The 25,782-nt window shown below is 64.5% G+C and carries 28 protein-coding genes and 1 tRNA gene; 7 read left to right on the top strand and 22 right to left on the bottom strand.

The features are described from left to right. Positions 1-59: 59 nt before the first annotated feature. The 4 genes from BLQ71_RS23575 to miaB form a co-directional block, all read right to left on the bottom strand. Entirely contained in the window at positions 60-1,028 is a 969-nt protein-coding gene (locus BLQ71_RS23575) for a PhoH family protein (protein WP_043145040.1), read from the bottom strand. Positions 1,029-1,217: 189 nt separating this feature from the next. Further along, a complete protein-coding gene (locus tag BLQ71_RS23570; RefSeq protein WP_043144967.1) occupies positions 1,218-1,526 on the bottom strand; it encodes a hypothetical protein in 309 nt (102 codons plus the stop codon). Between the two features lie 19 nt (positions 1,527-1,545). Beyond that, positions 1,546-2,142, bottom strand: a complete 597-nt coding sequence (locus tag BLQ71_RS23565; RefSeq protein ID WP_229754958.1) for an OmpA family protein — start codon at positions 2,140-2,142, stop codon at positions 1,546-1,548. 219 nt (positions 2,143-2,361) lie between these two features. Then, positions 2,362-3,672, bottom strand: a complete 1,311-nt coding sequence (gene miaB / locus BLQ71_RS23560; protein WP_074623474.1) for a tRNA (N6-isopentenyl adenosine(37)-C2)-methylthiotransferase MiaB — start codon at positions 3,670-3,672, stop codon at positions 2,362-2,364. A gap of 114 nt (positions 3,673-3,786) precedes the next feature. On the opposite strand from miaB, the gene BLQ71_RS23555 reads away from it, so the two are divergent. After that, complete coding sequence (locus BLQ71_RS23555; protein ID WP_074623473.1) at positions 3,787-4,656, top strand: hypothetical protein; 870 nt, start codon at positions 3,787-3,789, stop codon at positions 4,654-4,656. A gap of 45 nt (positions 4,657-4,701) precedes the next feature. Here BLQ71_RS23555 and BLQ71_RS23550 read toward each other — a convergent pair whose 3' ends face one another. The 7 genes from BLQ71_RS23550 to fabA form a co-directional block, all read right to left on the bottom strand. Further along, positions 4,702-5,376, bottom strand: coding sequence for an FAD-binding oxidoreductase (locus BLQ71_RS23550; RefSeq protein WP_074623472.1), 675 nt, complete (start codon positions 5,374-5,376; stop codon positions 4,702-4,704). A 56-nt stretch (positions 5,377-5,432) separates the two neighbouring features. Then, complete coding sequence (locus tag BLQ71_RS23545) at positions 5,433-5,759, bottom strand: hypothetical protein (protein ID WP_074623471.1); 327 nt, start codon at positions 5,757-5,759, stop codon at positions 5,433-5,435. A gap of 6 nt (positions 5,760-5,765) precedes the next feature. Next, on the bottom strand, positions 5,766-6,554 hold the full coding sequence (locus BLQ71_RS23540) for an enoyl-ACP reductase FabI (RefSeq protein WP_043144960.1): 789 nt from the start codon (positions 6,552-6,554) through the stop codon (positions 5,766-5,768). A gap of 19 nt (positions 6,555-6,573) precedes the next feature. Then, on the bottom strand, positions 6,574-7,803 hold the full coding sequence (fabB, locus tag BLQ71_RS23535; RefSeq protein ID WP_043144959.1) for a beta-ketoacyl-ACP synthase I: 1,230 nt from the start codon (positions 7,801-7,803) through the stop codon (positions 6,574-6,576). Positions 7,804-8,029: 226 nt separating this feature from the next. Beyond that, positions 8,030-8,686: a hypothetical protein gene (locus BLQ71_RS26160; protein WP_133066195.1), complete on the bottom strand. Its 657-nt coding sequence runs from the start codon at positions 8,684-8,686 to the stop codon at positions 8,030-8,032. A 63-nt stretch (positions 8,687-8,749) separates the two neighbouring features. Next, positions 8,750-9,370: a lysozyme inhibitor LprI family protein gene (locus tag BLQ71_RS23530; protein ID WP_069210333.1), complete on the bottom strand. Its 621-nt coding sequence runs from the start codon at positions 9,368-9,370 to the stop codon at positions 8,750-8,752. Between the two features lie 460 nt (positions 9,371-9,830). Further along, positions 9,831-10,340 carry a bifunctional 3-hydroxydecanoyl-ACP dehydratase/trans-2-decenoyl-ACP isomerase gene (gene fabA, locus BLQ71_RS23525; RefSeq protein WP_074623470.1) on the bottom strand — a complete coding sequence of 170 codons (510 nt, stop codon included), beginning with the start codon at positions 10,338-10,340 and terminating at the stop codon, positions 9,831-9,833. Between the two features lie 176 nt (positions 10,341-10,516). Between fabA and irrA the strand changes: the two genes are divergently transcribed. Beyond that, entirely contained in the window at positions 10,517-10,942 is a 426-nt protein-coding gene (gene irrA / locus BLQ71_RS23520; protein ID WP_043144954.1) for an iron response transcriptional regulator IrrA, read from the top strand. Positions 10,943-10,949: 7 nt separating this feature from the next. On the opposite strand, the gene BLQ71_RS23515 is transcribed toward irrA, so the two are convergent. The 3 genes from BLQ71_RS23515 to BLQ71_RS23505 form a co-directional block, all read right to left on the bottom strand. Further along, on the bottom strand, positions 10,950-12,827 hold the full coding sequence (locus tag BLQ71_RS23515) for a bifunctional sugar phosphate isomerase/epimerase/4-hydroxyphenylpyruvate dioxygenase family protein (RefSeq protein ID WP_074623469.1): 1,878 nt from the start codon (positions 12,825-12,827) through the stop codon (positions 10,950-10,952). Beyond that, a complete protein-coding gene (locus BLQ71_RS23510; RefSeq protein WP_074623468.1) occupies positions 12,824-13,672 on the bottom strand; it encodes a shikimate dehydrogenase family protein in 849 nt (282 codons plus the stop codon). The genes BLQ71_RS23515 and BLQ71_RS23510 overlap by 4 nt, the downstream gene beginning before the upstream one ends. Before the next feature lie 98 nt (positions 13,673-13,770). After that, positions 13,771-13,855 (bottom strand) — tRNA-Leu (locus BLQ71_RS23505). Between the two features lie 123 nt (positions 13,856-13,978). Between BLQ71_RS23505 and BLQ71_RS23500 the strand changes: the two genes are divergently transcribed. Further along, positions 13,979-15,346 carry a COG3904 family protein gene (locus tag BLQ71_RS23500; protein ID WP_074623467.1) on the top strand — a complete coding sequence of 456 codons (1,368 nt, stop codon included), beginning with the start codon at positions 13,979-13,981 and terminating at the stop codon, positions 15,344-15,346. A 9-nt stretch (positions 15,347-15,355) separates the two neighbouring features. Here the strand turns inward: BLQ71_RS23500 and BLQ71_RS23495 are convergent, their stop codons facing one another. Together BLQ71_RS23495 and BLQ71_RS23490 are read right to left on the bottom strand one after the other, a co-directional pair. Then, positions 15,356-15,895, bottom strand: coding sequence for a tetratricopeptide repeat protein (locus tag BLQ71_RS23495; RefSeq protein WP_074623466.1), 540 nt, complete (start codon positions 15,893-15,895; stop codon positions 15,356-15,358). 30 nt (positions 15,896-15,925) lie between these two features. Continuing rightward, positions 15,926-16,402: an Lrp/AsnC family transcriptional regulator gene (locus BLQ71_RS23490; protein ID WP_069210339.1), complete on the bottom strand. Its 477-nt coding sequence runs from the start codon at positions 16,400-16,402 to the stop codon at positions 15,926-15,928. A 160-nt stretch (positions 16,403-16,562) separates the two neighbouring features. Between BLQ71_RS23490 and putA the strand changes: the two genes are divergently transcribed. Next, positions 16,563-19,994: a bifunctional proline dehydrogenase/L-glutamate gamma-semialdehyde dehydrogenase PutA gene (putA, locus tag BLQ71_RS23485; RefSeq protein WP_074623465.1), complete on the top strand. Its 3,432-nt coding sequence runs from the start codon at positions 16,563-16,565 to the stop codon at positions 19,992-19,994. 4 nt (positions 19,995-19,998) lie between these two features. Here the strand turns inward: putA and BLQ71_RS23480 are convergent, their stop codons facing one another. Continuing rightward, positions 19,999-20,394 carry a lysozyme inhibitor LprI family protein gene (locus tag BLQ71_RS23480; protein WP_229754960.1) on the bottom strand — a complete coding sequence of 132 codons (396 nt, stop codon included), beginning with the start codon at positions 20,392-20,394 and terminating at the stop codon, positions 19,999-20,001. A gap of 143 nt (positions 20,395-20,537) precedes the next feature. Between BLQ71_RS23480 and BLQ71_RS23475 the strand changes: the two genes are divergently transcribed. Together BLQ71_RS23475 and BLQ71_RS23470 are read left to right on the top strand one after the other, a co-directional pair. Beyond that, on the top strand, positions 20,538-21,317 hold the full coding sequence (locus BLQ71_RS23475; RefSeq protein WP_074623463.1) for a rhomboid family intramembrane serine protease: 780 nt from the start codon (positions 20,538-20,540) through the stop codon (positions 21,315-21,317). Further along, positions 21,314-21,682 (top strand): GFA family protein, encoded by a 369-nt coding sequence (locus tag BLQ71_RS23470; RefSeq protein WP_074623462.1) that lies wholly within the window; start codon positions 21,314-21,316, stop codon positions 21,680-21,682. Before BLQ71_RS23475 ends, BLQ71_RS23470 begins: the two co-directional genes overlap by 4 nt. Positions 21,683-21,688: 6 nt before the next feature. Here the strand turns inward: BLQ71_RS23470 and BLQ71_RS23465 are convergent, their stop codons facing one another. The 3 genes from BLQ71_RS23465 to BLQ71_RS23455 form a co-directional block, all read right to left on the bottom strand. After that, entirely contained in the window at positions 21,689-22,480 is a 792-nt protein-coding gene (locus BLQ71_RS23465; protein ID WP_074623461.1) for an inositol monophosphatase family protein, read from the bottom strand. Positions 22,481-22,565: 85 nt separating this feature from the next. Continuing rightward, positions 22,566-22,856, bottom strand: a complete 291-nt coding sequence (locus tag BLQ71_RS23460) for a hypothetical protein (RefSeq protein WP_043144944.1) — start codon at positions 22,854-22,856, stop codon at positions 22,566-22,568. Between the two features lie 95 nt (positions 22,857-22,951). Continuing rightward, complete coding sequence (locus BLQ71_RS23455; protein WP_223306275.1) at positions 22,952-23,146, bottom strand: hypothetical protein; 195 nt, start codon at positions 23,144-23,146, stop codon at positions 22,952-22,954. A 243-nt stretch (positions 23,147-23,389) separates the two neighbouring features. Here BLQ71_RS23455 and BLQ71_RS23450 point away from each other — a divergent pair, with 243 nt between their 5' ends. Further along, a complete protein-coding gene (locus tag BLQ71_RS23450) occupies positions 23,390-23,848 on the top strand; it encodes a YHS domain-containing (seleno)protein (protein ID WP_043144941.1) in 459 nt (152 codons plus the stop codon). Between the two features lie 261 nt (positions 23,849-24,109). Here BLQ71_RS23450 and BLQ71_RS23445 read toward each other — a convergent pair whose 3' ends face one another. Together BLQ71_RS23445 and BLQ71_RS23440 are read right to left on the bottom strand one after the other, a co-directional pair. Then, positions 24,110-24,511, bottom strand: coding sequence for a hypothetical protein (locus BLQ71_RS23445; protein WP_069210344.1), 402 nt, complete (start codon positions 24,509-24,511; stop codon positions 24,110-24,112). Further along, complete coding sequence (locus tag BLQ71_RS23440; protein ID WP_074623460.1) at positions 24,508-25,710, bottom strand: pyridoxal phosphate-dependent aminotransferase; 1,203 nt, start codon at positions 25,708-25,710, stop codon at positions 24,508-24,510. Before BLQ71_RS23440 ends, BLQ71_RS23445 begins: the two co-directional genes overlap by 4 nt. Positions 25,711-25,782: the final 72 nt, after the last annotated feature.

Below are 25,782 nucleotides of genomic sequence, written 5' to 3'. Positions count from 1 at the left end.
GGGCTCTGCCCCCGGACCCCCGAGGTATTTTTCAAACCAAAGAAGCAGGAGGCGGGGTCTCAGCCCTCCGCGTCCGCCTCATACGCCTCGATGATGGCCGCGACAAGCGGATGGCGCACCACGTCCTTGCCGGTGAAATAGTTGAACGAGATGCCGGGGACATGGTTCAGCAGGCGTTCCGCGTCGGCCAGCCCCGATGGCACGCCGCGCGGCAGGTCGATCTGCGTCCGGTCCCCGGTGATCACCATGCGCGAACCTTCGCCCAGGCGGGTCAGGAACATCTTCATCTGCATGGTGGTCGCGTTCTGCGCCTCGTCCAGCACGACAAAGGCATTCGACAGCGTGCGCCCGCGCATGAAGGCCAGCGGCGCGATCTCGACCGACTTTTCCTCGCGCATTTTGGCAAGCTGCTTGCCCGGCAGAAAATCGTTCAGCGCATCCATCAAGGGCTGCATGTAGGGGTCGACCTTTTCCTCCTGCGTCCCGGGCAGAAAGCCAAGCCGTTCGCCCGCCTCGACGGCCGGGCGGCATAGGATGATCTTGTCGACCTCGCCGGTGATCAGCATGTTCACGCCCACCGCCACCGCCAGGTAGGTCTTGCCGGTGCCCGCCGGACCGATGCCAAAGGCCATTTCATTGGCGTAAAGCGACTGCACGTAGGCTTTTTGTGCGTCGGTGCGCGGTTCGATCAGCTTCTTGCGGGTCTTGATCTCGACCTTGCCGCCGCTGAACATCTCCAGCTGTTCGTCAGGCTCGTCGTCTTCCATGCGAAAGGCGCGGTCGATGTCGCCGCGGTCCACCTCGCGGCCCTGTTCCAGCCGTTCGTAGAGCAGGCGCAGAACCTCGGCCGCCTCGGGCACCGCGTCCTCGGGGCCGTGAATGGCCAGCTGGTTGCCGCGGCGCAGGATCTGCACCCCGGTGCGGGCCTCGATGTCGGTCAGGTTGCGATCGAACTCTCCACAAAGATCGATCAGCAGTCGATTGTCTGGAAATTCAACGATGGCTTCGGTCAAGGTGCCCGCTGTCAAACCCGTCTCCTGCACAGGGCCGTCCGAATCCGGACGCATGTTTCTGCTAGATATGGTGCACCCGGCGGCGCGATGGCGCAAGTCTCGGTCGCGGCCTTGGGCGGAATGTCATTCAAGTGCCACAAAAACAGACCGCGCGGCAGATGCCGCGCGGCCCATTGTTACCCTGCGTGCCTGTCAGGGTCGAGATTACAGCGGGTCGCCGATGACCGAGGTCGAGCCACCCTTGAAGTCGCCCGTGGCGATGGTCGGAGGCGCGATGCCCGAGCAGACCGGCTTGCCGTACTTGTCCAGGCGCTGCGAGAGATAGCCCTCGACGCCGTCGTCGATGATCCAGTGGTCGCAACCGTTCGGATCGACCCAGATGCCGGCCTTCATGCCGGTCAGGTCGTCACGGTCGATGGACTGGCGGTCGCGGCTCTTGTCCGGGCCGACCGGGTCGCAGGCGGCGAGGCCGACGGCAGCGACAACCAGAAGGATCGGTTTCACGAAGTTCATAATCCTGGTCCCCTCTGGATTACCGGAAGCAGAGAATTTCGACACGGCGGTTCTTGGCCATGCCCTGTGCGGTCTTGTTGGAGGCCACGGGCATGCGTTCGCCATAGCCGCGCACGTCGGTGATGTTGGCCCCGACGGAGCGGGCAACCTTGGCCACGGCCAGCGCGCGGTTGTAGCTCAACTTGATGTTGTACTCATCCGAGGCGCGGCTGTCGGTGTGGCCGGCGATCACGTAGCCCACGGCAGAGGCGCTGCGGAAGAATTCCGCGATGCGGGCCTGCCCGTGCTTGGAGATCCTGTAGCTGTCGGTGGCAAAGAACTGGTCGGTGTTCATCACGCCGCAGGTGTTGGCACGGCGGCAGACCGGGATGCCCTTGCGGGTGACGTGGGGGCTCATGTAGCCTTCGACGCCGTCGTCCATCACCCAGTGTTCGCAACCGTCCGGATCGACCCAGATGCCCGGGATGTACTGTTCACCCTTGATGGTGCGGGTGTTCTGCGTGGAAATGAAAGGTGTCTTCTCTGCGTCCTCGGCGACTGCCGGCGCGGCGGCCGACAGACCAGCGAGAGCCGCAAGCGCCATCGCGCCGATGGCCTTGGTAATGCGATACGCCACAGCCTGGTCCCTTGGTTATAGTTTCCCCTGATGCCTGCGCTCGGTTTGGCAGCGCGCGCAGGCAAATTTACTATAATCAACACATTAGCAAAGTTGCCTTCCCTGTGAAGAGAAAAGCTATGCATACTGTCCCAAAATCGGAAACAGTTCCCGCAACCACCTTATTTTACTGTGGATAATCCGAACCTTTTTTTTGAAACAACGGGTTCGGAGGCAGCTCTAGAGCGGATTCATCACCCCTTTGAGGGAATTGGGGCCGCTGGATTCGATTCGGATTCGCGCCAGGTCGCCCGGCACGATGCCGCTGGTCTCGACATGGACCGCGTGCAGGTATTCCGACTTGCCGACCATCTGGCCGGGCAGCCGTCCGGGCTTTTCGAACAGCACATGCACGTCCCGGCCGACCATCGCGTCCTGCAGGCTGCGCTGCTGTTTGGTCAGCAGGGCCTGCAGCCGCTGCAACCGGTCGTCCTTTTCGTCCTCGGGCACCTGGGGCCGTTCCGCGGCCGGGGTGCCGGGCCGTTCGGAGTACTTGAAGGAAAACGCGCTGCCGTATTCCACCGCTTCGATCAGGTCCAGCGTGGCCTGGAAATCGGCCTCGGTCTCTTCGGGGAAGCCGACGATGAAATCGCCCGACAGGTGCAGGTCCGGCCGCGCCGCGCGCAGCCGTTCGATCAACCGCAGGTATTGCTCCGCCGTGTGCTGGCGGTTCATCCGCTTCAGGATCTTGTCGCTGCCCGCCTGCACCGGCAGGTGCAGGTAGGGCATCAGCTTGTCGCAGGTGCCATGCGCCTCGATCAGCGCCTCGTCCATGTCGTTCGGGTGCGAGGTGGTGAAGCGGATACGCTCCAGCCCGTCGACCTCGGCCAGGGCATGGATCAGCCCGGCCAGCCCGCCGTCATGGCCATGGTAGGCATTCACGTTCTGGCCCAGCAGGGTGATCTCGCGCACGCCGCGCTCCACCAGGTCGCGCGCCTCGGTCAGCACGCGCTCCGCCGGGCGCGACACCTCGGCCCCTCGGGTATAGGGCACCACGCAAAAGGCACAGAACTTGTCACAGCCCTCCTGCACGGTCAGGAACGCCGTCGGCCCGCGTTTCGCCTTGGGCCGCCCCTTGAGGTGGTCGAACTTGTCCTCCTCGGGGAAATCCGTGTCCAGCGCCTTGCCGCCGGAGCGCACCTTGGCCTCCATCTCGGGCAGGCGGTGATAGCTTTGCGGTCCCACAACCAGGTCCACCATCGGCTGGCGGCGCATGATCTCTTCGCCCTCGGCCTGGGCGACGCAGCCCGCCACGCCGATCTTCAGGTCCGGGCGCGCGGCCTTCAGCCCCTTGTAGCGGCCCAGTTCGCTGTAAACCTTCTCCGCCGCCTTCTCGCGGATGTGGCAGGTGTTCAGCAGGATCATGTCCGCGTCTTCGGGGCGTTCGGTGGTCTCATAGCCCTCGCCGCCCATCGCCTCGGCCATGCGCTCGCTGTCATAGACATTCATCTGGCAGCCGTAGGTCTTGATATAAAGCTTCTTCGGGGCCATCGCGCGCGCTCCTGCTCTCGGGTACGAGGGCTGCGGATACCGCAGAATCCCCCCATCTTGCAATGCACCAGATTTTCACCGAGTCTGCCGCAAAAGCCCCGCCAGAGGCCGAGCATGTTTTACACGGACATAGATCACTTCCTGTCCCGCGGCACCGAGGCGCTGCAACGCGGGCCGATCGCGCTGATCTTTGCCGAGGACGGGACCGAGCTGAACACCACCCTGCGCCATCACCGGCATTGCGGTTTCCGCAGCGTGGTCCTCTTCGGCGAGGCCGAGCTTGCCGTGCCCGATGATCTGCGCGGCAAGGTCCATCACGTCGCCCATGACATGCGCAGGGACGGCGCCCTGCAGACGGCGGTCAACCGCCTGATGCCCCGGGCCGCGGGCCAATGGCTCTATTACTGCTACAATGCCGAATACCTGTTCTTTCCCTTCTCGGAAAACCGCACGGTCGGTGAGATGCTGGCCTTCCACGCCGAGGAACGGCGCGACGCCATGCTGACCTATGTCGTCGATCTCTACGCCGGTGATCTCAATCGGCACCCGGATGCAGTGTCGCTGGATGACGCCTGGCTGGACCGCTCGGGCTATTACGCGCTGGCCCGGCCCGATCCGCAACACCACAACCACCCCAAGGAACGGCAACTGGATTTCTTCGGGGGGCTGCGCTGGCGGTTCGAGGAACACGTCCCCGAAACCCGGCGCAAGATCGACCGCATCGGCATCTTCCGCGCCAAGCCGGGACTGACCCTGCGCGACGATCACACCTTTTCCGACGAGGAATACAACACCTACGCCTGCCCCTGGCACAACAACCTGACTGCCGCCATCGTCAGTTTCCGCACCGCCAAGGCGCTGAAACGCAACCCCGGCTCCACCTTCGACATCCGCAGCTTCCGCTGGCACAATTCCACCCCGTTCGAGTGGCACTCGCGGCAATTGCTGGATCTCGGCCTGATGGAGCCGGGGCAATGGTTCTGACGACCCCTGCGTAGGGCGGGGGTCACCGCGCCGGCGGCACGCGGATCAGCCGAAGTCCTCGGTCACGATCCGGTCTTCGGGAACGCCGATCTTCTTCAACGCTTCCGGCATCGCCTCAACCATCGGGTCGGGCCCGCAGACATAGCAGACGTCCCGGTCCGGATCGACAAAGTCGTCCAGCATCCCGGCGTCGATCATGCCGCGCGCCAACGGGCTGCCCTTTTCCTCCGTCACGGTCCAGTGACAGCGCAGGCCCGGCATGGCCTCGAAGGTGTTGCGCATCACGATGTCCCGCTCGCACTGGTTGGAAAACAGCAGCGTGTTGCCCTCCAGCGTGCCCTTCTCGGCCAGCTTCTTGCGCAGGATAGAGATAAAGGGCGTCACGCCCGCGCCCCCGGCGATAAAGACGCCGTCACCCTTGTCCTCGATCGCGCCCCAGGGGTCTCCGATCAGCACGTTTTCCCCCGGCTGCAGATCGGCGATCTGCTCGGTCACGCCGTCATGTTCCGGGTAGGACTTGATGACAAATTCCAGCCGCTCCTCGTCGGGCAGGCTGGTAAAGGTGAAGGGCCGCTGTTCCTCGCGCCAGCCGTCACGGTCGAGCGCGAAATCCGTGGCCTGTCCGGGCGCATAGTCGTAGCCCGCGGGCTTTTCAAAGGTCAGGCGACGCACGTCATGGGTCAGCCGGTCAACGCTTTGCAGTTCGATCTTGTAAGTCATGGAAACCTCCAATCTCTTGGAGGGTCAACGCCCGATCCGGCGCCGGGTTCCGGGGATTACAGCGCGGCGCCGTAGGTGCAGATCGCGCCGTGCCCGTCCGTCGCGCGCACCAGCCGGTCATTTCGATAGACCGCGTGGACGTAGCGCGCACCGCCGTCATAGGCGTAGCTGATGCAGGCCTCGTCCCAGTTCGCCGGGTTGCGCTCGTATCCCGCATCGAGACCAAAGACACCCTCGGCCTGTGCAGGGGTCATACCGCTGGACAGCTTGCGCGCCTCGGGGCCCTGCCCGCCGCCCGTGCTGCCGCCGACGGCCGTCGCGCCTTCCATGCAGCCACCCAAGGCTAGCAGCGTCCCAAGGATCAAGACCAAACGCAACATCATCGCCCCTTACAGGTTCTCCAGCTGCGGCATGCCGATCGTGTGATAGCCGCCGTCCACCATGATGACCTCGCCCGTGGTAAAGGCGCCCGCGTCCGAGATCAGCCAGACCGCCGTGCCGCCCACCGCCTCCAGCGTCGCGTTCGACCGCAGGGGGGCGTTCATGCCCGTGTGCTTGTAGGTCCGCCGCGCGCCGCCGATGGCCGCGCCCGCCAGCGTCTTCATCGGTCCGGGGGAAATCGCGTTCACCCGGATGCCCTCGGGGCCCAAGTCATTGGCCAAGTAGCGCGTGGTCGATTCCAACGCCGCCTTGGCCACGCCCATGACGTTGTAATTCGGCACGACGCGCTGGCTGCCCAGGTAGGTCAGCGTCAGCATCGTCCCGCCCTCCGTCATCAGCGGATGCACCCGCCGCGCCACCTCGATGAAGGAATAGACGGAAATATCCATCGAATTCTTGAAGTTGGCGCGCGAGGTGTTCAGGAACCGCCCGGCCAGTTCCGTCTTGTCCGAATAGGCAATCGCGTGGACAAGGAAATCCACCCGGTCCCAGCGCTGCCCCAGCGCATCAAAGGCCGCGTCCAGCGAGGCATCGTCGGTCACGTCCACGTCGACCATGAAATCCGACCCGACGCTCTGCGCCAGCGGTTCCAGCCGCTTGCCGAACGCCTCTCCCTGATAGGTAAAGGCCAGTTCCGCCCCCGCCTCGGCACAGGCCTTGGCAATTCCCCAGGCGATGGAACGATCGTTCGCAACGCCCATGACAAGCCCGCGCTTGCCTTCGAGACTAATGGTCATCCCACTCTATCCGCGCATATCAGTCATTAAATCGCGACAGCACCATCGAACCGTTGGTGCCGCCAAAGCCAAAGGAATTCGTCATCACCGAGTCGAGCCCCGCGTTCTCCACCAGCCCCGTGGCGATCTCGGCGGGTTTCAACGCCGGGTCCAGCGTCTCGACGTTGATGGACGGAATGATGAAATCATGTTGCAGCGCCAGCAGGCAGTAGATCGCCTCCTGCGCACCGGTCGCGCCCTGGCTGTGGCCGGTCATCGATTTGGTCGACGACACCGGCGGGGTCGTCCCTTCGCCAAAGACGCGCCGCACCGCCTCGATCTCGCCCACGTCGCCCACGGGGGTCGAGGTGCCATGCGCGTTGATGTAGCTGACCTTACGGCCCTCCGGCAGGGTGGACAGCGCGATCCGCATCGCCCGCTCGCCGCCTTCGCCCGAGGGGGCCACCATGTCCGCCCCGTCGCTCGTCGCGCCGTAGCCGGTGACTTCCGCGTAGATCTTGGCGCCCCGGGCCTTGGCGTGCTCCAGCTCCTCCAGCACGAGGATGCCGCCACCGCCCGAGATCACGAACCCGTCGCGGTCCTTGTCGAAGGCCCGGCTCGCCTTCTCCGGCGTGTCGTTGAACTTCGACGACATGGCACCCATCGCGTCGAAGAGGCAGCTCAGCGTCCAGTCCAGCTCCTCGCCGCCGCCCGCGAACATCACGTCCTGCTTGCCCAGCATGATCTGCTCTGCCGCGTTGCCGATACAATGCAAGCTTGTCGAGCAGGCCGAGGTGATCGAATAGTTGATGCCCTTGATCTTGTAGGCGGTCGAGAGGTTCGCGCTCACCGTCGAGCACATGCATTTCGGCACCGCGAAAGGCCCGACCCGCTTGGTCGCGCCGGTTTTCAGCACCGTCTCATGCGCCGTCAGCATCGCGCTGGTCGACGGCCCGCCGCTGCCCGCCACGAGGCCGGTGCGCGGGTTGACGATATCGCTTTCCTCAAGGCCCGCATCCGCGATCGCCTGCCCCATCGCGATATGGGCATAGGCCGCCCCCGGCCCCATAAAGCGCAGCGTCCGCTTGTCGATATGCTGGGAAACGTCCAGGTCGATGGCCCCGGCGATCTGGCTGCGGAACCCGTGTTCCTTCATCTGCTCGTTGGCAGTGATGCCCGAACGGCCCGCCTTGAGCGAGGCAAGGACCTCTTCGGCAGTGTTGCCGATGCTCGAGACGATCCCGAGCCCGGTGACGACGACGCGGCGCATGGAGCCTCCTCCTGATGTGTCAGGGTCTTAGTAGGTCAGATGCGGGGGGAGGCGCAAGGAGGGAGGGGGCTGTACGTTGGCCCGTTTGGCGAAAGCGAAAGTGCAGGATCGCTACGACAAGAGTGAACGTCAGCGACCCGCAGAAAGCAGAGCTTGCATAGTCAGGCCCACTATTCAAAGGCGCAACACCGCACCGGTCATTAAAGCCCACCCCAACGATCCAATACTATTGAAATGTCACTTTCTTAGGATACAATGCCTCAATGAGCTCATTTGTTGTAGAAAACCCTTCAATCGGCCACCAAATATGTTCTGAGTTCGGAACAATCGTCAAGAAGAAAGGCTCGACTAAAGTTGTTCTGTCAAAGTAGTTCAATGCGCCGAAACAGAGAACCTGCTCATGCATTGGGTCAAATGCAAGCACCTGCGGAGTAAACTCGATTTGAAGCGCGCTTTCAGGAGAGACGATTCTGGCAGAAGTAGACCAAAATTCCACCTCAACACCCTCGTTGTTTTTTGAATGGCCCATCGCATCTTTCAAGCCGAAAGTACATCGAAGGTTTGAGCCAAAGTTTGCAGGCTTTTCTCCAAAATTATAAATATTCAATGTGATTACTCGGCTCTCAGAATCGAAATACCCCGAAATGTGAACCTCCAGATTCGGGTAATATTCATCATGCAACGCTAACAGCTTCTCACCAATCAGTGCCACAACAGATAGCAATGCGATTAGTAGGGCGACTGTCGTATTTGAAATACCGACCCAGCCCCTCCAACCCTGCCAAGAGTTACAATTTAAACAAACTCTCTGATGCTTTTTCAGGGGCGAAAGGCACGCCCAGCAATTTTCTTCCGCCACTGTTCCGCTCCAAGTTTTTCTCATGTAACGTCGTCATAAATAGCGCTACCTACAATTTTTTGCCAAATACGAAGGTTACAATAAACGCTATCCGTAATCGTAGTGCGTCATTCCCTTCCTCAACGCGGCGATTTTCAAGATACGATCAATAGTCAAGTCTTCTGCATGGCTTGCTTGAAGCATCGGCTCCATGCTCCCTCCTTCGACAAGCGCCAGTGCATCAAACCTTGATTGAGCGCAACGGTATGCTTCCCAAGCACTTTGAGACTCATCCAAAGCAACCAAGGCATTTTCCGACAAGCCAGCTTTTCTCTTGAGACGCTCGATTGCCTTCGCGAGGTTCGTATCCGCCTCCTGAAGTCGATCAAATGCGTTTTGGTTCATTTCTGCTTGCGTCGCAGCCTCGGACAGAACACGATCTGTTTGAAGCTCTACTAGTGCCTCGCGTTGAGCTTCCTGACGCTGATCCAGTCTCCGCCAAAATTCCTCTGCATCCTCTTCGACGTAGCGCGCCAAAGCCGGATCATGCCCCAGCTTCTCAAGCTTTTCTCGGACTTCAAGTCTCAGAAGGTTCCGTTCAACGTTACGCGCCCTACGCTTGAAAGGTACAACCCTTTCGAGCCATTCTTCCGTTTGAGGAATAAGCACCTTCCGCGCAATGTCAGCGGCAACGCCACCAAAGAATGTTAAGATATACGTAATTTCCATATGAAAGCCTTCAATGTGTCCGTACGTGAAGCTTAGGGGTTTCCTTGATCGAGGCACCATCAATGTGGAGCCAAGCACCTACGGCTTCCCGTGTCGACCTTCTTCAGACATAGTCACCATAAACCAAGGGGCTCCTCGCATCGGATCGCCATACGGCGGTCCGTCAATGCCGCGGCTTGCGCTCTGACCCAACGACACGGCCCTGGGACGGGCGTAATATCGGCACACTCGTAGGGCGGAGTTCCCACCGCCGCCGCTCCCAAGCAAGCACCCCACACCGGTCGCTCAAACCCACCCGCAAGACACACCGGACCAGGGGTCTTAACAAACCCCTACCCCTTTGTACAAAATGCTGGAATCGACGTACGTTTTGTACAAAACGTACAGACTGAACGGTTCACTTTTGCCCCTCGGGAGGGGGCTTCCCCCCACCCGGTGGGAGTGCAAAGAGTCCCCGAAATCAGCTCTCGGACAGGGCCACTTTCATGTCCTTGACCTCGTAGATGACCTCTCCATCGGCCTCCACGATCCCGTCAGCAACGCCCATCGTCAGCCGACGGGTCTGCACTGCCTTGGTGAAATCCACCTTGTAGGTCAACATTTTGCGGTCCGGGCGCACCATGCCCTTCAGCTTGACCTCACCCACGCCCAGCGCATAGCCGCGCCCGGTCCAGCCGCGCCAGCCCAGGTTGAAACCGGTCAGCTGCCACAGCCCGTCCAGCCCCAGGCAGCCCGGCATGATCGGGTTGCCCGGAAAATGGCACTCGAAGAACCACAGGTTGGGGTCGATGTCGAACTCGGCCACAACATGTCCCTTCCCGTGCAGGCCCGCGTCCCCGGAAATATCCGTGATCCGGTCCATCATCAGCATCGGCGGTTCCGGCAGCTGGGCATTGCCCGGCCCGAACAATTCGCCCCGGGCGCATTTCAGAAGGTCTTCCTTGCCGAAGCTGGTGGGATAATCGGCCATGCAGGCGGGCCCTCTCTTTGTTGCACAGTCAAAACCTTGCCCCGTCTAGCACCGCGTTTGCAAGCCATGCAAGGGCGCCACCGCCGCAGGCGCCGCGCCCGACGGCAGGAAACCCATTGAATTTCCCCACCATGCGGCTTTATATATGCCCTGCAATGCAACGCCCACAGCGAGAGATGATGTCCGAGGCGATCGAGCGCGGCAAGACATGGTTGGGACGCAGCGACCTGCGCCCCACACGACAGCGCGTCGCGCTGGCGGCTTTGCTTGTCGGCGACGGAAACAACCGTCACGTCACCGCCGAAAGCCTTTTCGCCGCCGCCAAGGACAGCGGCGAGCAGGTTTCGCTGGCCACCGTCTACAACACGCTCAAGGCCTTCTGCGACGCGGGCCTGATGCAGGAAGTCACGGTGGACGGGTCACGCAGCTACTTCGACACCAACACCCACGATCACCCGCATTTCTTCTGGGAAGATCGTGGCGCGCTGACCGATGCACCGGCGGACCAGCTGGAAATCACCCGCCTGCCAGAAGCGCCCGAGGGCTCGGAAATCGCCTCTGTCGAGGTGGTCATCCGCCTGCGCCGCAAGACCACGGACTGATCTCCCCCTAGACGCTCGGCATTCCCTTGCCCCGCATCAGGCGTTTCTGTGCCGCGATCCGGAAGGGGGCATTGGGCGCGCCATAGCCGGCGTAACCATCGCGCCGTTCCAGGATCTCGATGAACATGCCCCCCGCGAAGGGGCGCGAGTACAGCTGGAAGAAGGCGCCATTCTCGTCGCGGTCGTAGAGGATGTTGAACCGGCGCAGCGCCTCCAGCATCCCCTCGTCGATGTCAAAGCGGGACATGAGGTCGGCGTAGTAATTCTCCGTCATCGGCAAGGGGCCGAAGCCGCGCGCAGCCAGCGCTTCGGCCGTGGCGAAGATATCCGTGCTTTCCAGTGCAAGGTGCTGCACCGGGGCGCCGAAACTCTCTGCCAGGAAAGCCCCGGCAAAGGTGCGGTGCGTTTCCGCCCCGTTCAACGTGATGCGCAGCCCGCCCGCCTGCAATGCCTGGCTGCGCACCAACCCGTCCGGGTCGGTCACGTCAACCATCGGCGCCTTGGCCATCTCGAAGAGCGATGTATAGAAGAGCGACCAGCTGAGCATCTCGTCATAGGTCATGGTCTGGGCAATGTGGTCGACACGCCGCAGGCCCGCACCTTCGCCCGCCGCGGCCAGGGTTTCGAACTCCGCCGACCAGACATCGGCCTGCCCGCTGTCAAGGAAATGCAGCAGGCTGCCGCCCAGACCGCGGATCGCGGGAATGTCCAGCTGTCCGGGGCTGGCCGGTTGCGCGAAAGGCTCGCCCCCCAGCGCGCTTGCCCGCGCAACCGTATCCCTGCCTGACCCCACGCGCAGCCCGATATCGCAGACGCTGGTGCCGCGCGCATTGTAGACCGACCCGGCAAAATCGCCCGGCTCCTCGTTGATCAGCACGCGGATTTCGCCCTGCTGCCAGAGCGTCAGCGCCTTGGACAGGTGCCGCCCGACGCGCGTGAACCCCAGCGCCGCCAGCAGCGCGCCGAGGTCCTCGGCCTCTTTCCCGCGTGAGGCGAACTCGACAAAGCTGACCCCGTCGACCGTCACACGCGCCGGAAACTCCGGCAGGTCCACGCCAGTCGAAGGTTCGGCCCGGCGCACGTCATCCATCAGCGCCACCAGCGAACGAAAGCCGTCCCGCGCCACGCTGCCCGGCAAGCCGCCCCGGAACTGGTCGTTGAAGATTTCCAGGCTGACCGGCCCCGCGTAGCCCGCCGCCATGACCGCCCGCATGAAGCCTGTCATGTCCAGGTCGCCCTCGCCCGGCATGTTGCGGAAATGGCGTGACCAGTACAGCAGGTCCATGTCGATCCGCGGCGCATCCGCCAGTTGGACAAAGAAGATCCGGTCACCGGGAATACGCCGGATCGTCTCCGGGTCGATGCCCCTCGCCAGGGTGTGAAAACTGTCCAGGATCAGGCCGATGTTGGGATGATCGGCACGGCGCACGATCTCCCAGGCGTCGCGGTGGTCGTTGACGTGCCGCCCCCAGGCCAAGGCCTCGTAGCCGACGCGAATGCCACGATCGGCCGCGATCTCTCCCAGCTCGGCAAAGTCCCCTGCCGCGCGGTCGATACCGCCCAGGGCCTCGGGGTGGACCGAGGAACAGAACAGCACGAGGTCTGCGCCCAGCTCTTGCATCAGGTCGAACTTGCGCCGCGCCCGGTCAAAGGCCTTGTCCCGCAGCGGGCCCTGCGGCAACCCCTCGAAATCGCGGAACGGCTGGAACAGGGTGATCTCCAGCCCGTGATCGCGGATCAGGGCGCCCACCTCGCGCGGGCTGCCCGCATCTGCGATGAAATCCTGTTCGAAGATCTCGACCCCGTCGAAACCGGCGGCGGCGATGGCCTCCAGCTTTTCGCGCAGGTTGCCAGAGACAGAGACAGTTGCAATCGAGGTCTTCATTCCGCGTCCTCGGCCTGCAGCGCCGCGCGCAGCGCAGGTTCGTCCAGCGGCAGACCGGCGAAATGCGCCCAGGCATGCACGCCCTGGTAAAAGAACAGCTTCCAGCCCGAAATGATGTCCAGCCCCTCGGCGCCAGCATCGGTCAGGAACTGGGTGTCCACGGGCGTATAGACCGCGTCGAAGGCCCAGACCGCCCCCGCCATCGCAGCGCGGGGCAGCGGCGTACCCTCGTACCCCACCATGCCGACCGGGGTGCAGTTGACCAGCCCCCCCGCGCCTGCAGCCAGGGCCGCGACGTCCGTGCCCGTCACCACCTTCATCTCGGGGGCGGCCTCGCGCAGGGCCTCTGCCAGCGCCTCGGCCTTGGCCAGGTCACGGTCCACCAGTCGCAGTTCGGGCGCGCCAAGCCGCGCCAGCCCAAACGCCACGGCCCGGCCAACACCTCCGGTGCCGATCATCAGCACCGGCCCTGTGGGTGCCTTGCCCCGCACCCATTCATAGGCCGCGATGAAGCCCGAGAAATCGGTGTTGAATCCGCGCGGCCCGTCCGGCTCGAAGATCACCGTGTTGCAGGCGCCCATCGCCTGCACCAGCGGGTCATCCACCCGCAGCCGCGCTGTGACGCGCTCCTTGTAGGGGTAGGTCACGTTGATGCCGCGGTATCCACCCGCGGCACATCGGTCGAAGACCTGCTCGAAATCCTCGCCCAAATCCCTGGGAACCAGCCTGTCGTATTGCACCGCAATCCCGTTCTGGGCACCTGCCAGCCGGTGCAGCACCGGAGCCCGCGACCGGGCGATATTGTCACCGATCAGCCCCAGAAGCAGCGTTTCACTATCGGTCATGGCAGGCCCTTTCCCGTCTGCGCGTGGCGTGATCATGGCACGGCAGCCCCTCCGCTCCAAGCGGCACGCATACCTCTGCCCCTGCCGGAAGATCCGACTGGTACCCGCGGCCGGACTCGAACCGGCACGGCATAAAGCCTGGGGATTTTAAGTCCCCTGTGTCTACCATTCCACCACGCGGGCCAGTGGCGCGAACATAGCCGCCCTGCGGGCCGTGTAAACCGGAACCAGTCCCGGCAGAGGCATCGCTTGTCCGCTCTGGCCCTGACGATATGCTGGCACTGCCAAACCAGCAAAGGGCACTCCATGCGCCATCCGTTTCTCCTGTGTCGCTTTCTTGCAATCCTCGCACTTTGGCTGGCTGGCGGCGCGACCCTGGCTGCGGATTTCAGCAGGGGCGGCAACAGCGTCATGGGGTGCGACGTTACGCTGAGCGGCCAGATCACCAGCGGGGATGCCGCCAGGCTGGACAGCTACCTCGACACGATCGACCTCCCCTCTGGCTATGTCCGCACGTCGGTGCTCTGCCTGGACAGCCCTGGTGGCGGATATTCCGAGGGCATCAAGCTGGCCGAGATCATCAGCCGTCGCGGCCTGGCGACAGCCGTCGGACCCGGCCAACGCTGCGAAAGCGCCTGCGCGCTGGCCTTCATGGCCGGGCGCATCCTGGCAGGGGATGGCTACTCCGAAGCGAAACGCCGTTTGCATCCCGCGGGTCAGCTTGGGTTTCACGCGCCGGGCCTGACCGTCGACAACGGCACCTACACAGAGCAATCCGTGGCCCGGGCCTACGAGGTCGCGGTGCTCAGCGTGCGTGAATTGATCGAGTTCCGGAAGCGCGCCAGCCTCAATTTCCCCGAAACCCTGCTGCTCGAGATGTTGGGCACTCCACCCAGCCGGATGCGGCGGATCGAAACTGTGGGGGATGCCGCCCTCTGGAAGGTCGAGATCTTTCCCGTGGGCAATCCCCGGTCCGGCGCCGCCGAGATGGTCTGGAACGCCTGCTCGAACCTGCAAGGTTATGTCCAGGGGTCCCGACCACGCAACGAACCTGTGCCCGCCGACACCATCGGCGACATCCGCAGACAAGGGACCACCATCACGATCCGGTCGGGCATCGGCTTCCTGGGCGAAGGTCAGCCCCGATGCCAGATCACCCTGGGCGGCACGGGCTACGTCGACAAAGACGCCATCGGCTATATCGACTTTCCCGAAGCCGGCATCCCCGGGTCCTTTACCGCGCTCTACAAGACCATGCTCTTTGCGCCCGACACCCGCATCGCCGACCTGCCCGCACCGCAGCAACGCGACAGGGAAAACTTGCTGGCCCGGTTTACCACACCGCGCCAATCCCGGGGCGGCGCATCCTGCGGGCTGACCGGGCAGCGGGCGCGCGTGACCAACGTCCGGGAATACGTGAACATGCGTCAAATGCCGGACTTCGACGCGCCGGTCATGCGTCGGCTGCCACTCGGGGCAACCGTACAGGTTTTCGGCAATCCGATCATCACCAACCTGGGCGGAATGCGCGCCGCCTGTGGCGACGCCTGCCGACCGGCCGGGACCGGCAATCTGCAGATGATCCGGCGCTGTATCGACAGCAACAGTATCTGGATCAACATCATGGACAGCCGCGGCGTCCGCGGCTTTGTCAGCCGGCAGTTCCTGGACTAGCAGGCGGCGTCACAGGTCTTCCCCCGGCAGCGGCTTCAGCAGGGCGCGTTCCGCGAGCCAGGGATTGATCGCCAGCGCCGCACGCAGGGCGACCTGCGCCTCTTCCTCGCGGCCCAGGGCAAACAGCGTCACTGCCTTGCCCGACAGGGCGCCGATGTGCCGCGGGTTCAGTTCCAGTGCGCGATCCAGATCGGGCAGCGCCGCCGCGAAATCCTCACGCAGGAAATTGACAAAGGCGCGCTGGTTGTACCCCTCGGCGTAGAAGGGGCAGTAGCCCACTAGCGTGTCCAGCCGGTCCAGCGCGCGCAGGAAATCATAGCGCGCGCGGGCGCGCATCGCCTCGTCCAGCATGGCCTGGCTGGCCTCGTCCGGGGCGTTGTCCCAGTACCCCCACATCCGGTTGGTGATGAGCCGCGCGGTGGTTTCGTCGGGCGCGGCCAGCAACGCCTCGTAAAGGGGATCCATCTCTTCGCTGTGATCCGGCGCGGTCGGGCAGCCATCCGCCAGGACAGGCGCGGCCAGACAGGTCAGGGCAAGGGCGAGTCTCATGTGCAAAGGGTGGCACGGGTTGCCCAAGGGTCAAGTCACATCCGCGACACCCTCTTCCTTGACCGCTTCCATTGCCACGAAGGTCGAGGTCGAGGCCACTCCTGGCAGGGTCGAGACCTTTTCCGCCAGCACCCGGCGATAGCTGGGCATGTCCTGCGTCCGCACCTTCAACAGGTAGTCGAAGTTGCCCGCGATCAGATGCGCCTGTTCGATCTCCGGGATCGTGGTGATCGCCGCGTTGAACCGGGCCAGCGTGCCCTCGCGCGTATCGACCATGCGCACCTCGACAAAGGCGACATGATCCAGCCCGAGCCGGATCGGATCCAGCACCGCGCGATAGCCCCGGATGTACCCGGCCTCTTCCAGCCGCTTCAGGCGCGTCTGCGTGGGCGATTTCGACAGGCCGATGCGCCGCGCCAGTTCAGTCACCGAAATGCGCGCCTCGCCCGCCAGTTCCGCCAGGATCGCCCGATCAAAGCGGTCAAGATCCGAGATTCCCGATTCCATCGCATTTCCCCGAAAACTTGGGCCAAACGTCAAGTCGACCCAGCAAAAACAGTCAAACGTCCCGCGACTCTCCGGGTATCTTACACCAAAGTTCGGTGTGCTGGTATCCATTCCGCACCCCGCCCCACTTATCTTACCCGAAATCCAGAAAGGCACGAGCATGCCGAAGGACCAGATGACAGACCTGCGCGCGCGCATCGACGCGCTGACCTATGCCGGTGAGGCCAAAACCCTGGCCCGGCTGAAAGACGATGCCGCGCTGGACAGCTCTGCCCGCGCCGCGATCTCGGGCAGCGCGGCGCAGCTCGTGCGGGACATCCGCGGCGCCACCCGCCCCGGTCTGATGGAGGTCTTCCTGGCCGAATACGGGCTGTCGACCGAAGAGGGCGTCGCGCTGATGTGCCTGGCAGAGGCGCTGCTGCGCGTGCCCGACAGCGCCACCATCGACGCACTGATCGAGGACAAGATCGCGCCGTCGGACTGGTCGCGTCACCTGGGCCATTCTACCTCGCCGCTGGTCAATGCCTCGACCTGGGCGCTGATGCTGACAGGCAAGGTGCTGGAGGACCAGCAGCCCGGCCCCGTCGGCCACCTGCGCGGCGCCATCAAGCGGCTGGGTGAACCGGTGATCCGGACCGCCGTCGGCCGCGCCATGCGCGAGATGGGCGCGCAGTTCGTCCTGGGCGAAAGCATCGAGGCCGCGATGAAACGCGGCAAGGCGCAAGAGGCCAAGGGCTATACCTACTCCTACGACATGCTGGGCGAAGCGGCCCGGACAGAGGCCGACGCCCAGCGTTATTTCGACGCCTATGCCCAGGCAATCCGCGCCATCGCCAACAATGCCCCGCACGAGGCGACCCGCGACAACCCCGGTATCTCGGTCAAGCTTTCGGCCCTGCATCCGCGCTATGACGAGTTGCAGGCCGAAACCGCCCGCGCCGCGCTGATCCCGCGGCTGCGTGCCCTGGCCCTGCAGGCACGCAACGCCAAGATCGGGCTGAACATCGACGCGGAAGAGGCCGACCGCCTCTCGCTCTCGCTGGACGTGATCGAGGAGGTCCTTTCCGATCCGGGCCTTGCCGGCTGGGAAGGGTTCGGCGTGGTCGTGCAGGCCTACGGCCAGCGCGCGGGCGCGGTGATCGACTGGCTCTACGCGCTGTCGGAAAAGCTCGATCGCCGGATCATGGTCCGGCTTGTCAAAGGCGCCTATTGGGACACCGAGATCAAGCGCGCCCAGGTCGCCGGCCTGCCCGCGTTCCCGGTCTTCACCTCGAAACCCGCCACCGATGTCTCCTACATCGCCAATGCGCGCAAGCTGCTGTCGATGACGGACCGCATCTACCCGCAGTTCGCCACGCACAACGCACATACGGTGTCGGCGATCCTGCACATGGCGCAGGACAAAAACGCATTTGAATTCCAGCGCCTGCACGGCATGGGAGAGACCCTGCACCGGCTGGTCATGGACCAGAACAAGACCCGCTGCCGGATCTATGCGCCTGTCGGCGCGCACCGCGACCTGCTGGCCTATCTCGTCCGTCGCCTCCTCGAAAACGGCGCCAACTCCAGCTTCGTCAACCAGATCGTGGACGAGGACGTGGCCCCTGAAACCGTTGCCGCCGACCCGTTCGAGGCACCCGCAGGCCGTGCCCTGACCACCGGCCCCGACCTCTTCCAGCCCGAGCGCCGCAACTCCGAGGGGCTGGACCTGCGCCACCGACCCAGCTTTGCCGCGCTCGACAATGGGCGCGCAGCCTTCCGCAATGCGCAATGGCAGGCCGCCCCCCTGACCGTGGCCGAGGCCGCGCCCGGCGACACCGAGGAAGTCCTGAACCCCGCCAACCTCGACGACGTTCTGGGACAGATCACCTGGGCCAGTCCCGAGCAGGCCCGCGCCGCCGCCGCCGCCGCGCAGCCCTGGCAGGCCAGCCCGGCAGAGCGTGCGCGCATCCTGAATGCCGCTGCCGACCTCTACGAGGCCAACCAGGCCGAGATCTTTGCCATCCTTCACCGCGAGGCGGGCAAGTCGCTGATGGATGCCCTGGCCGAACTGCGCGAGGCTGTGGATTTCCTGCGCTACTACGCCGCCCGCTGCCAGGAGGGTGCAGACAGCCCGCTGGGCACCTTCGCCTGCATCTCGCCCTGGAACTTCCCGCTGGCGATCTTCACCGGCCAGCTCTCCGCCGCACTGGCCGCGGGCAACGCGGTTCTGGCGAAACCGGCGGAACAGACACCGCTGATCGCCCATTTCGCCACCCGCCTGCTGCACGAGGCCGGGGTGCCACAGGCCGCCCTGCAACTGCTGCCCGGCGCCGGGGACGTCGGCGCGGTGCTGACCTCCTGCCCGGACGTGGACGGCGTCGCCTTTACCGGCGGCACCGAGACCGCCCAGATCATCCACCGCAGCATGGCCCAGCACCTTGCCCCCGGCGCGCCCTTCATCGCGGAAACCGGCGGGCTGAACGCGATGATCGTCGACAGCACCGCCCTGCCTGAACAGGCCGTGCAGGCGATCATCGAATCCGCCTTCCAATCCGCCGGGCAACGCTGTTCCGCTCTGCGCTGCCTCTATGTCCAAGAGGACGTGGCCGAAGGTTTCCTCGAAATGCTCAAGGGCGCCATGCAAAGCCTCACCGTCGGCGATCCCTGGGAGGCGGCCACAGATGTCGGCCCGGTGATCGACGCCGAGGCGCAGGACGGCATCCTCGACCACGTCGCCCAGGCCTCTCGCGAGGGACGGGTGCTGCAACAGGTCAGCGTGCCCGCGTCCGGGCATTTCGTGCCGCCAACGCTAATCCGCATCGGCGGGATCGAGGATCTGGAGCGTGAGATCTTCGGCCCCGTGCTGCATGTCGCCACCTACAAGGCGCGCAACCTGACCCGCGTCATCGAGGCGATCAACGGCACAGGCTACGGGCTGACCTTCGGCTTGATGACGCGGATCGACGAGCGCGTGCAGCAGATCACCGAAAGCATCGAGGCGGGCAATATCTACGTCAACCGTAACCAGATCGGCGCCATCGTCGGCAGCCAGCCCTTCGGCGGCGAGGGCCTCTCGGGCACCGGCCCCAAGGCGGGCGGCCCGCTCTACCTTGATCGGTTCCGCGCCCATCCCGCGCCGGACAGCACCGGCGACGAAACCGGCGCACCTGTCCCGGACCTGGGCAAGCGGCTGGCGGAGGCCACCCAGAGCGATCCCGCGCCCAGCCGCATGGAACTGCCCGGCCCGACGGGCGAGGCCAACGTGCTGCACCAGCACGCCCGCCCGCCGCTGCTCTGCCTCGGACCGGGGCAGGACACGGCCGAGGCGCAGGCACAGGCCATCCACGCCCTGGGCGGGCGCGCGGCTGTGGCCCCCGGCCTGTCGCCAGAGACCCTGCGGGACACGCAGGGCATCGCCGGAGCGCTCTGGTGGGGGGATGCGGACCGCGCCCGCGCCTACCGGCAGGCGCTGGCCGCACGCCCTGGCCCGATCCTGACGCTGATCACCGGCAGCCCGGATGCGGGTCACGCCCGCGCCGAACGGCATGTCTGTATCGACACCACCGCCGCAGGCGGCAACGCCGCCCTGCTGGCCGGGCAGGAGGGCTGAGCCCCTACTGGGTGTATTGCATCAGCTCGGCAATCCGGGCGCGGCCCAGTTCGACCCGGCAAGAGCGCACCGCGATTCCGGTGCCCGAGCCGCCGCCATAGATCGACCCCACGAATTCGCAGTGGGCATCGCGGTAGGCCGCCCATGCGGCCTGCCCGCTTTCCAGCGCGGGCAGCGACACCTCGCGCCCCGTGATCTCGTCCAGATCCTTGGCTGCATCGCTGGCAAAGCGCAGCGCGATGCCAAGCGCCTCATCCACCGCCGTCTCGGCCTGGGCGACGCATTCGGCGATTTCCACCTGGCTACCGGCAGACACGCTGCATTCCAGCGACGGATCGGCGCTGGCGGCAAGGGGCAGAAAACCCAACATCGCCACGGTCAAGGATCTCTTGAGGGTCACTGTCCCGTCTCCCACTGTGTCATCGGAGCGGAATGTTCGGCCAAGGCCGCGCTCAAGGCAAGCCCGGACAGCCGCGACCCACCCGGCCTCCACCGGGCCCAAGGCACCTTGACCTCCCCCCCTGGCATGCCAATCTCCACCCCATGTTTCCGATCCGCGATCACAACCCGTCTGGGCGTACCCCCTTCGTCACTTACACCCTGGTCGCGATCAACATCGTCGTGTTCCTGGCCTCGCTGCAATACGAGGGCTCACCCCGCGCGATGATGGCCTTTTACGCCGATTACGCGCTGATCCCCCGCTTTCTGTCCGAAGGCTACGGATTCTCCGGGCTCTTCACCTCGATGTTCCTGCACGGGGGGTGGATGCATATCGCGGGCAACATGCTGTTCCTCTACATCTTCGGCGACAACCTCGAAGACGAGATGGGACATGTCGGCTACCTGCTGTTCTACCTGGCCGCAGGGCTGGGCGCGGGGCTGATCCACTGGCTGTCGGCGCCCCTGTCCACCGTGCCCACCGTGGGCGCCTCGGGCGCCATTGCCGGGGTCATGGGGGGCTACCTGCTGCTGTTCCCCAAGGCGCGGGTCGACATCCTGATCATCCTGATCGTCATCTTCCGCGTTATCCCGGTCCCCGCCTGGCTCATGCTGGCGCTCTGGTTCGCGATGCAGCTTTTCGGCGGGTGGAGCGCCCCCGCCGACCAGGGCGGCGTTGCCTACTGGGCGCATGTGGGCGGCTTCGTGATCGGGCTGGTTCTGACGGTGCCGGTCTGGCTGCGGCGCGGTGGCGCCCGCTTCTGGAACCGCACCGACGGGCATCCGCCCCACCCGGAAACCGAATACGCCTTTGAACGCAGCCGCGTGCCCCGCGTCCAGAGCCGCAAACACCACACACAAGTTCCAAGGATTCGCAGAAAATGACAGAGATCCACACCGCCACCTGCCATTGTGGCGCCGTAGAACTGCGCGTGCGCCTGTCAGACGGGACTGCCACGGCCCGGCGCTGCGACTGTTCTTACTGCCGCCGCCGCAGCGCCGCGGTCGTCAGTGCGCCGCTGGACGGGATCGAGGTGGTCAAGGGGGCGGAAAACCTGGCGCTCTACAGCTTTGGCACGCACACGGCGCAGCACCATTTCTGCAAGACCTGCGGCATCTACATGTACCATCGCCGCCGGTCGAACCCGAACGAATACGGGGTCAACCTCTATTGCATCGAGGGGATGGAACCCAAGGATTTCGAACCGCTGGGCTGGAACGACGGCGTCAATCACCCCTCGGACCGCTGAACACCCTCACTCGGCGCGCAGGATCCGGGTGAAGCCGCTGAAGATCTCGTTGTTGGCGCAAATGATGCTGCCGCTTTCCAGGGGGTCCTGCCCCTCGCGGACGCCATCGACCAGCGCCCCGGCCTCCTTGGCGATCAGGTAGCCCGCGGCCATGTCCCAGAGGTTCAGCTCGCGCTCCCAGTAACCCTCGAAGCGGCCCGCGGCCACATAGGCCATGTCCAGCGAGGACGAGCCGAGGTGGCGCACACCGGCGCATTCCGGCATCACGCGGGCAAGATCCTTGAGCGTCGCGGGCAAGGTGCGTTTCGCGGCAAAGGGGATGCCGGTGGCAAAGACCGCCTCGACCATGCGGCGCCGACCGGACACGCGCAGACGCTTGGAATCGTTCAGCCAGGCACCCGCACCGCGTTCGGCATAGAACATCTCGTCCTTGGCGGCGTCGAAGACCACCGCCGACACGATCTGCCCCTTGTGTTCCAGAGCGATGGAAATTGCCCAATGCGGCAGCGCGTGCAGGAAGTTGGTGCCGCCGTCCAGCGGATCGACGATCCAGCGCCGGGTCGGGTCGGTGCCCGCCTCCTCGCCGCCTTCCTCGCCCAGCCAGCCATAGTTCGGCCGCGCGCCCATCAGCTCTTCCTTGAGGATGCGCTCGGCCTCGATGTCTGCCTTCGACACGAAGTCGCCCGCCCCCTTCATGGAGACCTGGAGGTTCTCGACCTCGCGGAAGTCCTTGACCAGCGAGCGGCCCGCCTTGCGCGCCGCCTTCATCATGATGTTCAGATTCGCGCTGCCCTGCATGGCCCGGCCTTTCCCGCGTGGTCACAAATGAAATCAGGCCGCGCGTATACGCGGCCTGACAGGCAATGCCAAGGGGCGCGGCGCCTCAGCGGTAGACGGCGCCCTTTTCGCCCGGCACGAACTTCGGCGAATAGGACCTGGTGTGGCCCGGATGGTTGTAATAGGCACCTGCGTTCGGTTTGCCGCAGCAGACGACACCGCCCGCCAGAACCGGCTGCAACCCCTGCGGGCAATAGTTCGGCGCATTGTAGGTGTGGACAAGGAAATTCGAATTCGGATCGTTGGTCGCGTCGCCCATGTACATGTCGCCCCAGGCAAAGGCCGAGGTCGCGCTGAGAGCGAGCGCCGTGGCAGCGGCGGTCAAAGTCAGTTTCATAATGTCCCCCAAAAAGACGGTGCAATTGTCCACAAGCTACCAGCACGGCAGCGCGAGTCAATTTTTTCGTGTCATTTCCGGAAGATTCTCCCGCTTCAGGCAGGATCTCCGCGCCCCAGATCCTGCCAGTGTTCGCCCATCGCGACGATGCAGGACTGACCGGAAGCGTAGCTGATGATCATGGTCCAGTCGCCCTGATCATCGGTCCAGATCTCGACCACTTCCTCGGGGCTGCGCAGCCCGGTGGCGCGACGCGCGGTGCCGAACTGTTCCACCAGCTTGCGTGTCATCTGTTCGGAAGGGGCGCATATGACTTCGGCAATCGGGCTGCCGACGGCCGGTCCGATCGGCAACCCGAGGCATAGCAAGATTGGGAGGACTGATCTTGTCATGCATCGAATGTAACAGGTTTATGACGACCGGGCGAGAAATTTTGCCGGCACACGCCTCGTCACGTCCCCGTGTCGGGGGCTTTTGCCCGCCCGCCGGTCGTCCCATCCTGAAGACACCCTCCACACCCACCGGAGACCGCCATGACGAACCTGACACGCCGCGCCACGTTTGGCCTTGCCCTTGCCGCCCCCGCCCTGCTGTTCACCACGCGCCGCGCCCTGGCCGCCGAACCAGAGATCTACGCCGAAAACGGGATCGCCATCGACGGGTCCGACCCGGTGGCCTATTTCGCCGGAAACGGACCGGTGGCCGGCGGTGCCGCCGCGCTCAGCTGGAAAGGCGCCTCATGGCAATTCTCCGACGCCGGGAACGCCGCCGCCTTCGAGGCCGACCCTCAGGCCTATGCGCCGCAATTCGGGGGCTATTGCGCCTATGCCGCCTCGCGCGGCTACCTCGCGCCGACCATCCCCGAGGCCTGGACGATCCACGATGGCCAGCTTTTCCTCAACGCCAGCTTGCGCGCTCGCACGCTGTGGCTGCGAGACATAGAGGGAAACATCGCCAAGGGCCGTGCCAACTGGCCGGGCATCCTGGGATAATCGCCTTGCGCGGCCTGCTCAGCCCTGCCGGGCGAGCAGCGCCCGCACGTCATCCGGAGACAGGGGAAACAGGGGCCGGCCAAGATCGAACGGCCCACCTGTATCGCGTTGCATCAGTGTCGTCTGGTTCTGTGGCATGGATCGAACATAGGGCCCAAGCCCCAAGGAATGAAGAGGTCGCCCGCTGCATTCGTTAACTTCGGCAACGACCTGCCCGATTTACAGGCAAATCGCCACCTCGATGCCCAACAAGAGGGCGTGTCAGCCCTTCATCACCCGGTCCGCCTTCTTGCGGACCAGGACGCTGCGCAGGTCATGCATCGCCAAAAGCAGCGCATCCGTCACCTCTTCGAGCTGTTCCGGCGTCGCGCGGGCCTGCGCCCATTGCGCGGTCAGGTTCAGGTGGTCGATGGCCCGATGGATGTCGTCCATCTCGCGCAGCGCCAGCAGCCGCTGGCGGTCTTCCATCCAGGCGCGGATCTCTTCCAGTTCGCCCGGCGTCAGCTCACGGTCGCCATGCGGCTTGATCTCACCCTTGTTGACGTTGACCACGGCGATCTGGTCCATCTCTATCCGCCGCTGCCGGTTCTCGGTGTCGACGCGATAGACCAAGGCGCCGTTTTCGCGCACCCGGAAATAGAACTCGGGCAGGTCTGCGGTCATGTCAGCCCCGCGCAGAACCGTTCGATCCTGTCGCAGGCGCCGGCCAGTTGCGCGTCCGAGGCGGCATAGCTGACACGGAAATGCGGGCTGAGGCCGAAGGCCACGCCAAAGACCACCGCAACCCCCTCTTCTTCCAGCAGGGCGGTGCAGAAATCCTCGTCCGTGTCGATCCGGCGCCCGCCTTTCGACGTCTTGCCAAGGCAGCCCGCCACGGACGGATAAACATAGAATGCCCCCTCGGGCGTGGCGCAGGTGATCCCGGCGCAGGCATTCAGCCGTGCGACCACCATGTCGCGCCGCCTGGCGAAGACCGCCGCACGCTCTGCCAGGAATTCCTGCGGCCCGTTCAGCGCCTCGACCGCGGCCCACTGGCTGATCGAACAGGGGTTCGTGGTGGACTGGCCCTGCACCTTGCGCATCGCACCGATCAGTTCCTCCGGGCCGCCGGCGTAGCCGATCCGCCAACCGGTCATCGCGTAGGCCTTGCTGACGCCATTGACGGTCAGCGTGCGGTCATACAGCCCCGGTTCGACCTGCGCCGGGCTGACGAATGCGAACCCGTCATAGGCCAGGTGTTCGTACATGTCGTCCGACATGACCCAGACATGCGGGTGGCGCATCAGCACATCGGTCAACGCCTTCAGCGCCGCGCGGTCGTAGCCGGCGCCCGTCGGGTTGGACGGCGAGTTGAAGATGAACCACTTGGTCCTTGGCGTGATCGCCGCCTCAAGTTGTTCGGGCGTAATCCGGAAGCCCTCGGCCTCGGCGCCTTCGACGATCACCGGCTCACCGCCGCCCAGGCGCACCATGTCCGGGTAGCTGACCCAGTAGGGCGCCGGAATGATGACCTCGTCACCCGGGTTCAGCGTCGCCATCAGCGCGTTGTACAGCACCTGCTTGCCACCGGTGCTGACGCTGATCTGGGCAGGCGTGTAGGTCAGCCCGTTTTCGCGGGCGAACTTATCACAGACCGCCTGCTTGAGTTCGGGGATTCCGTCCGGCGCAGTGTATTTCGTTTTCCCCGCTTCGATTGCCGCAATTGCCGCAGCCTTGATATTGTCCGGTGTGTCAAAGTCCGGCTCGCCGGCGCCGAGTCCGATGATATCGCGCCCTGCGGCCGCCAATTCGCGCGCAAGTTGCGTGACGGCGACCGTCGGGGAGGGTTTCACGCGGGACAGCGTCTGCGACAGAAAGGGCATAAGGGGGCTCGTCGTTTGAAAATTGGCCAGCCCTGTCATAGTTTGCGCCCAAACGGCGTTCAAGCGGCTTCA

The sequence above is a fragment of the Antarctobacter albus genome, assembly GCF_900101505.1.
Classification (GTDB): Bacteria; Pseudomonadota; Alphaproteobacteria; order Rhodobacterales; family Rhodobacteraceae; genus Antarctobacter; species Antarctobacter albus.
Note: the sequence above shows the minus strand (reverse complement) of the source record. Positions and strands in the feature narration are given on the sequence as shown.

Bases quoted from the DNA above. Each gene is read 5' to 3' on its own strand.
- BLQ71_RS23470 (WP_074623462.1), top strand. From the start codon at position 21,314: ATGACAGAGATCCACACCGCCACCTGCCATTGTGGCGCCGTAGAACTG.
- BLQ71_RS23555 (WP_074623473.1), top strand. From the start codon at position 3,787: ATGTTTTACACGGACATAGATCACTTCCTGTCCCGCGGCACCGAGGCG.
- BLQ71_RS23530 (WP_069210333.1), bottom strand. From the start codon at position 9,370: ATGGAAATTACGTATATCTTAACATTCTTTGGTGGCGTTGCCGCTGAC.
- BLQ71_RS23550 (WP_074623472.1), bottom strand. From the start codon at position 5,376: ATGACTTACAAGATCGAACTGCAAAGCGTTGACCGGCTGACCCATGAC.
- BLQ71_RS23455 (WP_223306275.1), bottom strand. From the start codon at position 23,146: ATGACACGCAAGCTGGTGGAACAGTTCGGCACCGCGCGTCGCGCCACC.
- miaB (WP_074623474.1), bottom strand. From the start codon at position 3,672: ATGGCCCCGAAGAAGCTTTATATCAAGACCTACGGCTGCCAGATGAAT.
- putA (WP_074623465.1), top strand. From the start codon at position 16,563: ATGCCGAAGGACCAGATGACAGACCTGCGCGCGCGCATCGACGCGCTG.
- BLQ71_RS23540 (WP_043144960.1), bottom strand. From the start codon at position 6,554: ATGACCATTAGTCTCGAAGGCAAGCGCGGGCTTGTCATGGGCGTTGCG.
- irrA (WP_043144954.1), top strand. From the start codon at position 10,517: ATGATGTCCGAGGCGATCGAGCGCGGCAAGACATGGTTGGGACGCAGC.
- BLQ71_RS23440 (WP_074623460.1), bottom strand. From the start codon at position 25,710: ATGCCCTTTCTGTCGCAGACGCTGTCCCGCGTGAAACCCTCCCCGACG.
- fabB (WP_043144959.1), bottom strand. From the start codon at position 7,803: ATGCGCCGCGTCGTCGTCACCGGGCTCGGGATCGTCTCGAGCATCGGC.
- BLQ71_RS23510 (WP_074623468.1), bottom strand. From the start codon at position 13,672: ATGACCGATAGTGAAACGCTGCTTCTGGGGCTGATCGGTGACAATATC.
- BLQ71_RS23475 (WP_074623463.1), top strand. From the start codon at position 20,538: ATGTTTCCGATCCGCGATCACAACCCGTCTGGGCGTACCCCCTTCGTC.
- fabA (WP_074623470.1), bottom strand. From the start codon at position 10,340: ATGGCCGATTATCCCACCAGCTTCGGCAAGGAAGACCTTCTGAAATGC.
- BLQ71_RS23460 (WP_043144944.1), bottom strand. From the start codon at position 22,856: ATGAAACTGACTTTGACCGCCGCTGCCACGGCGCTCGCTCTCAGCGCG.
- BLQ71_RS23450 (WP_043144941.1), top strand. From the start codon at position 23,390: ATGACGAACCTGACACGCCGCGCCACGTTTGGCCTTGCCCTTGCCGCC.
- BLQ71_RS23500 (WP_074623467.1), top strand. From the start codon at position 13,979: ATGCGCCATCCGTTTCTCCTGTGTCGCTTTCTTGCAATCCTCGCACTT.
- BLQ71_RS23515 (WP_074623469.1), bottom strand. From the start codon at position 12,827: ATGAAGACCTCGATTGCAACTGTCTCTGTCTCTGGCAACCTGCGCGAA.
- BLQ71_RS23445 (WP_069210344.1), bottom strand. From the start codon at position 24,511: ATGACCGCAGACCTGCCCGAGTTCTATTTCCGGGTGCGCGAAAACGGC.
- BLQ71_RS23570 (WP_043144967.1), bottom strand. From the start codon at position 1,526: ATGAACTTCGTGAAACCGATCCTTCTGGTTGTCGCTGCCGTCGGCCTC.
- BLQ71_RS23495 (WP_074623466.1), bottom strand. From the start codon at position 15,895: ATGAGACTCGCCCTTGCCCTGACCTGTCTGGCCGCGCCTGTCCTGGCG.
- BLQ71_RS23490 (WP_069210339.1), bottom strand. From the start codon at position 16,402: ATGGAATCGGGAATCTCGGATCTTGACCGCTTTGATCGGGCGATCCTG.
- BLQ71_RS26160 (WP_133066195.1), bottom strand. From the start codon at position 8,686: ATGAGAAAAACTTGGAGCGGAACAGTGGCGGAAGAAAATTGCTGGGCG.
- BLQ71_RS23545 (WP_074623471.1), bottom strand. From the start codon at position 5,759: ATGATGTTGCGTTTGGTCTTGATCCTTGGGACGCTGCTAGCCTTGGGT.
- BLQ71_RS23465 (WP_074623461.1), bottom strand. From the start codon at position 22,480: ATGCAGGGCAGCGCGAATCTGAACATCATGATGAAGGCGGCGCGCAAG.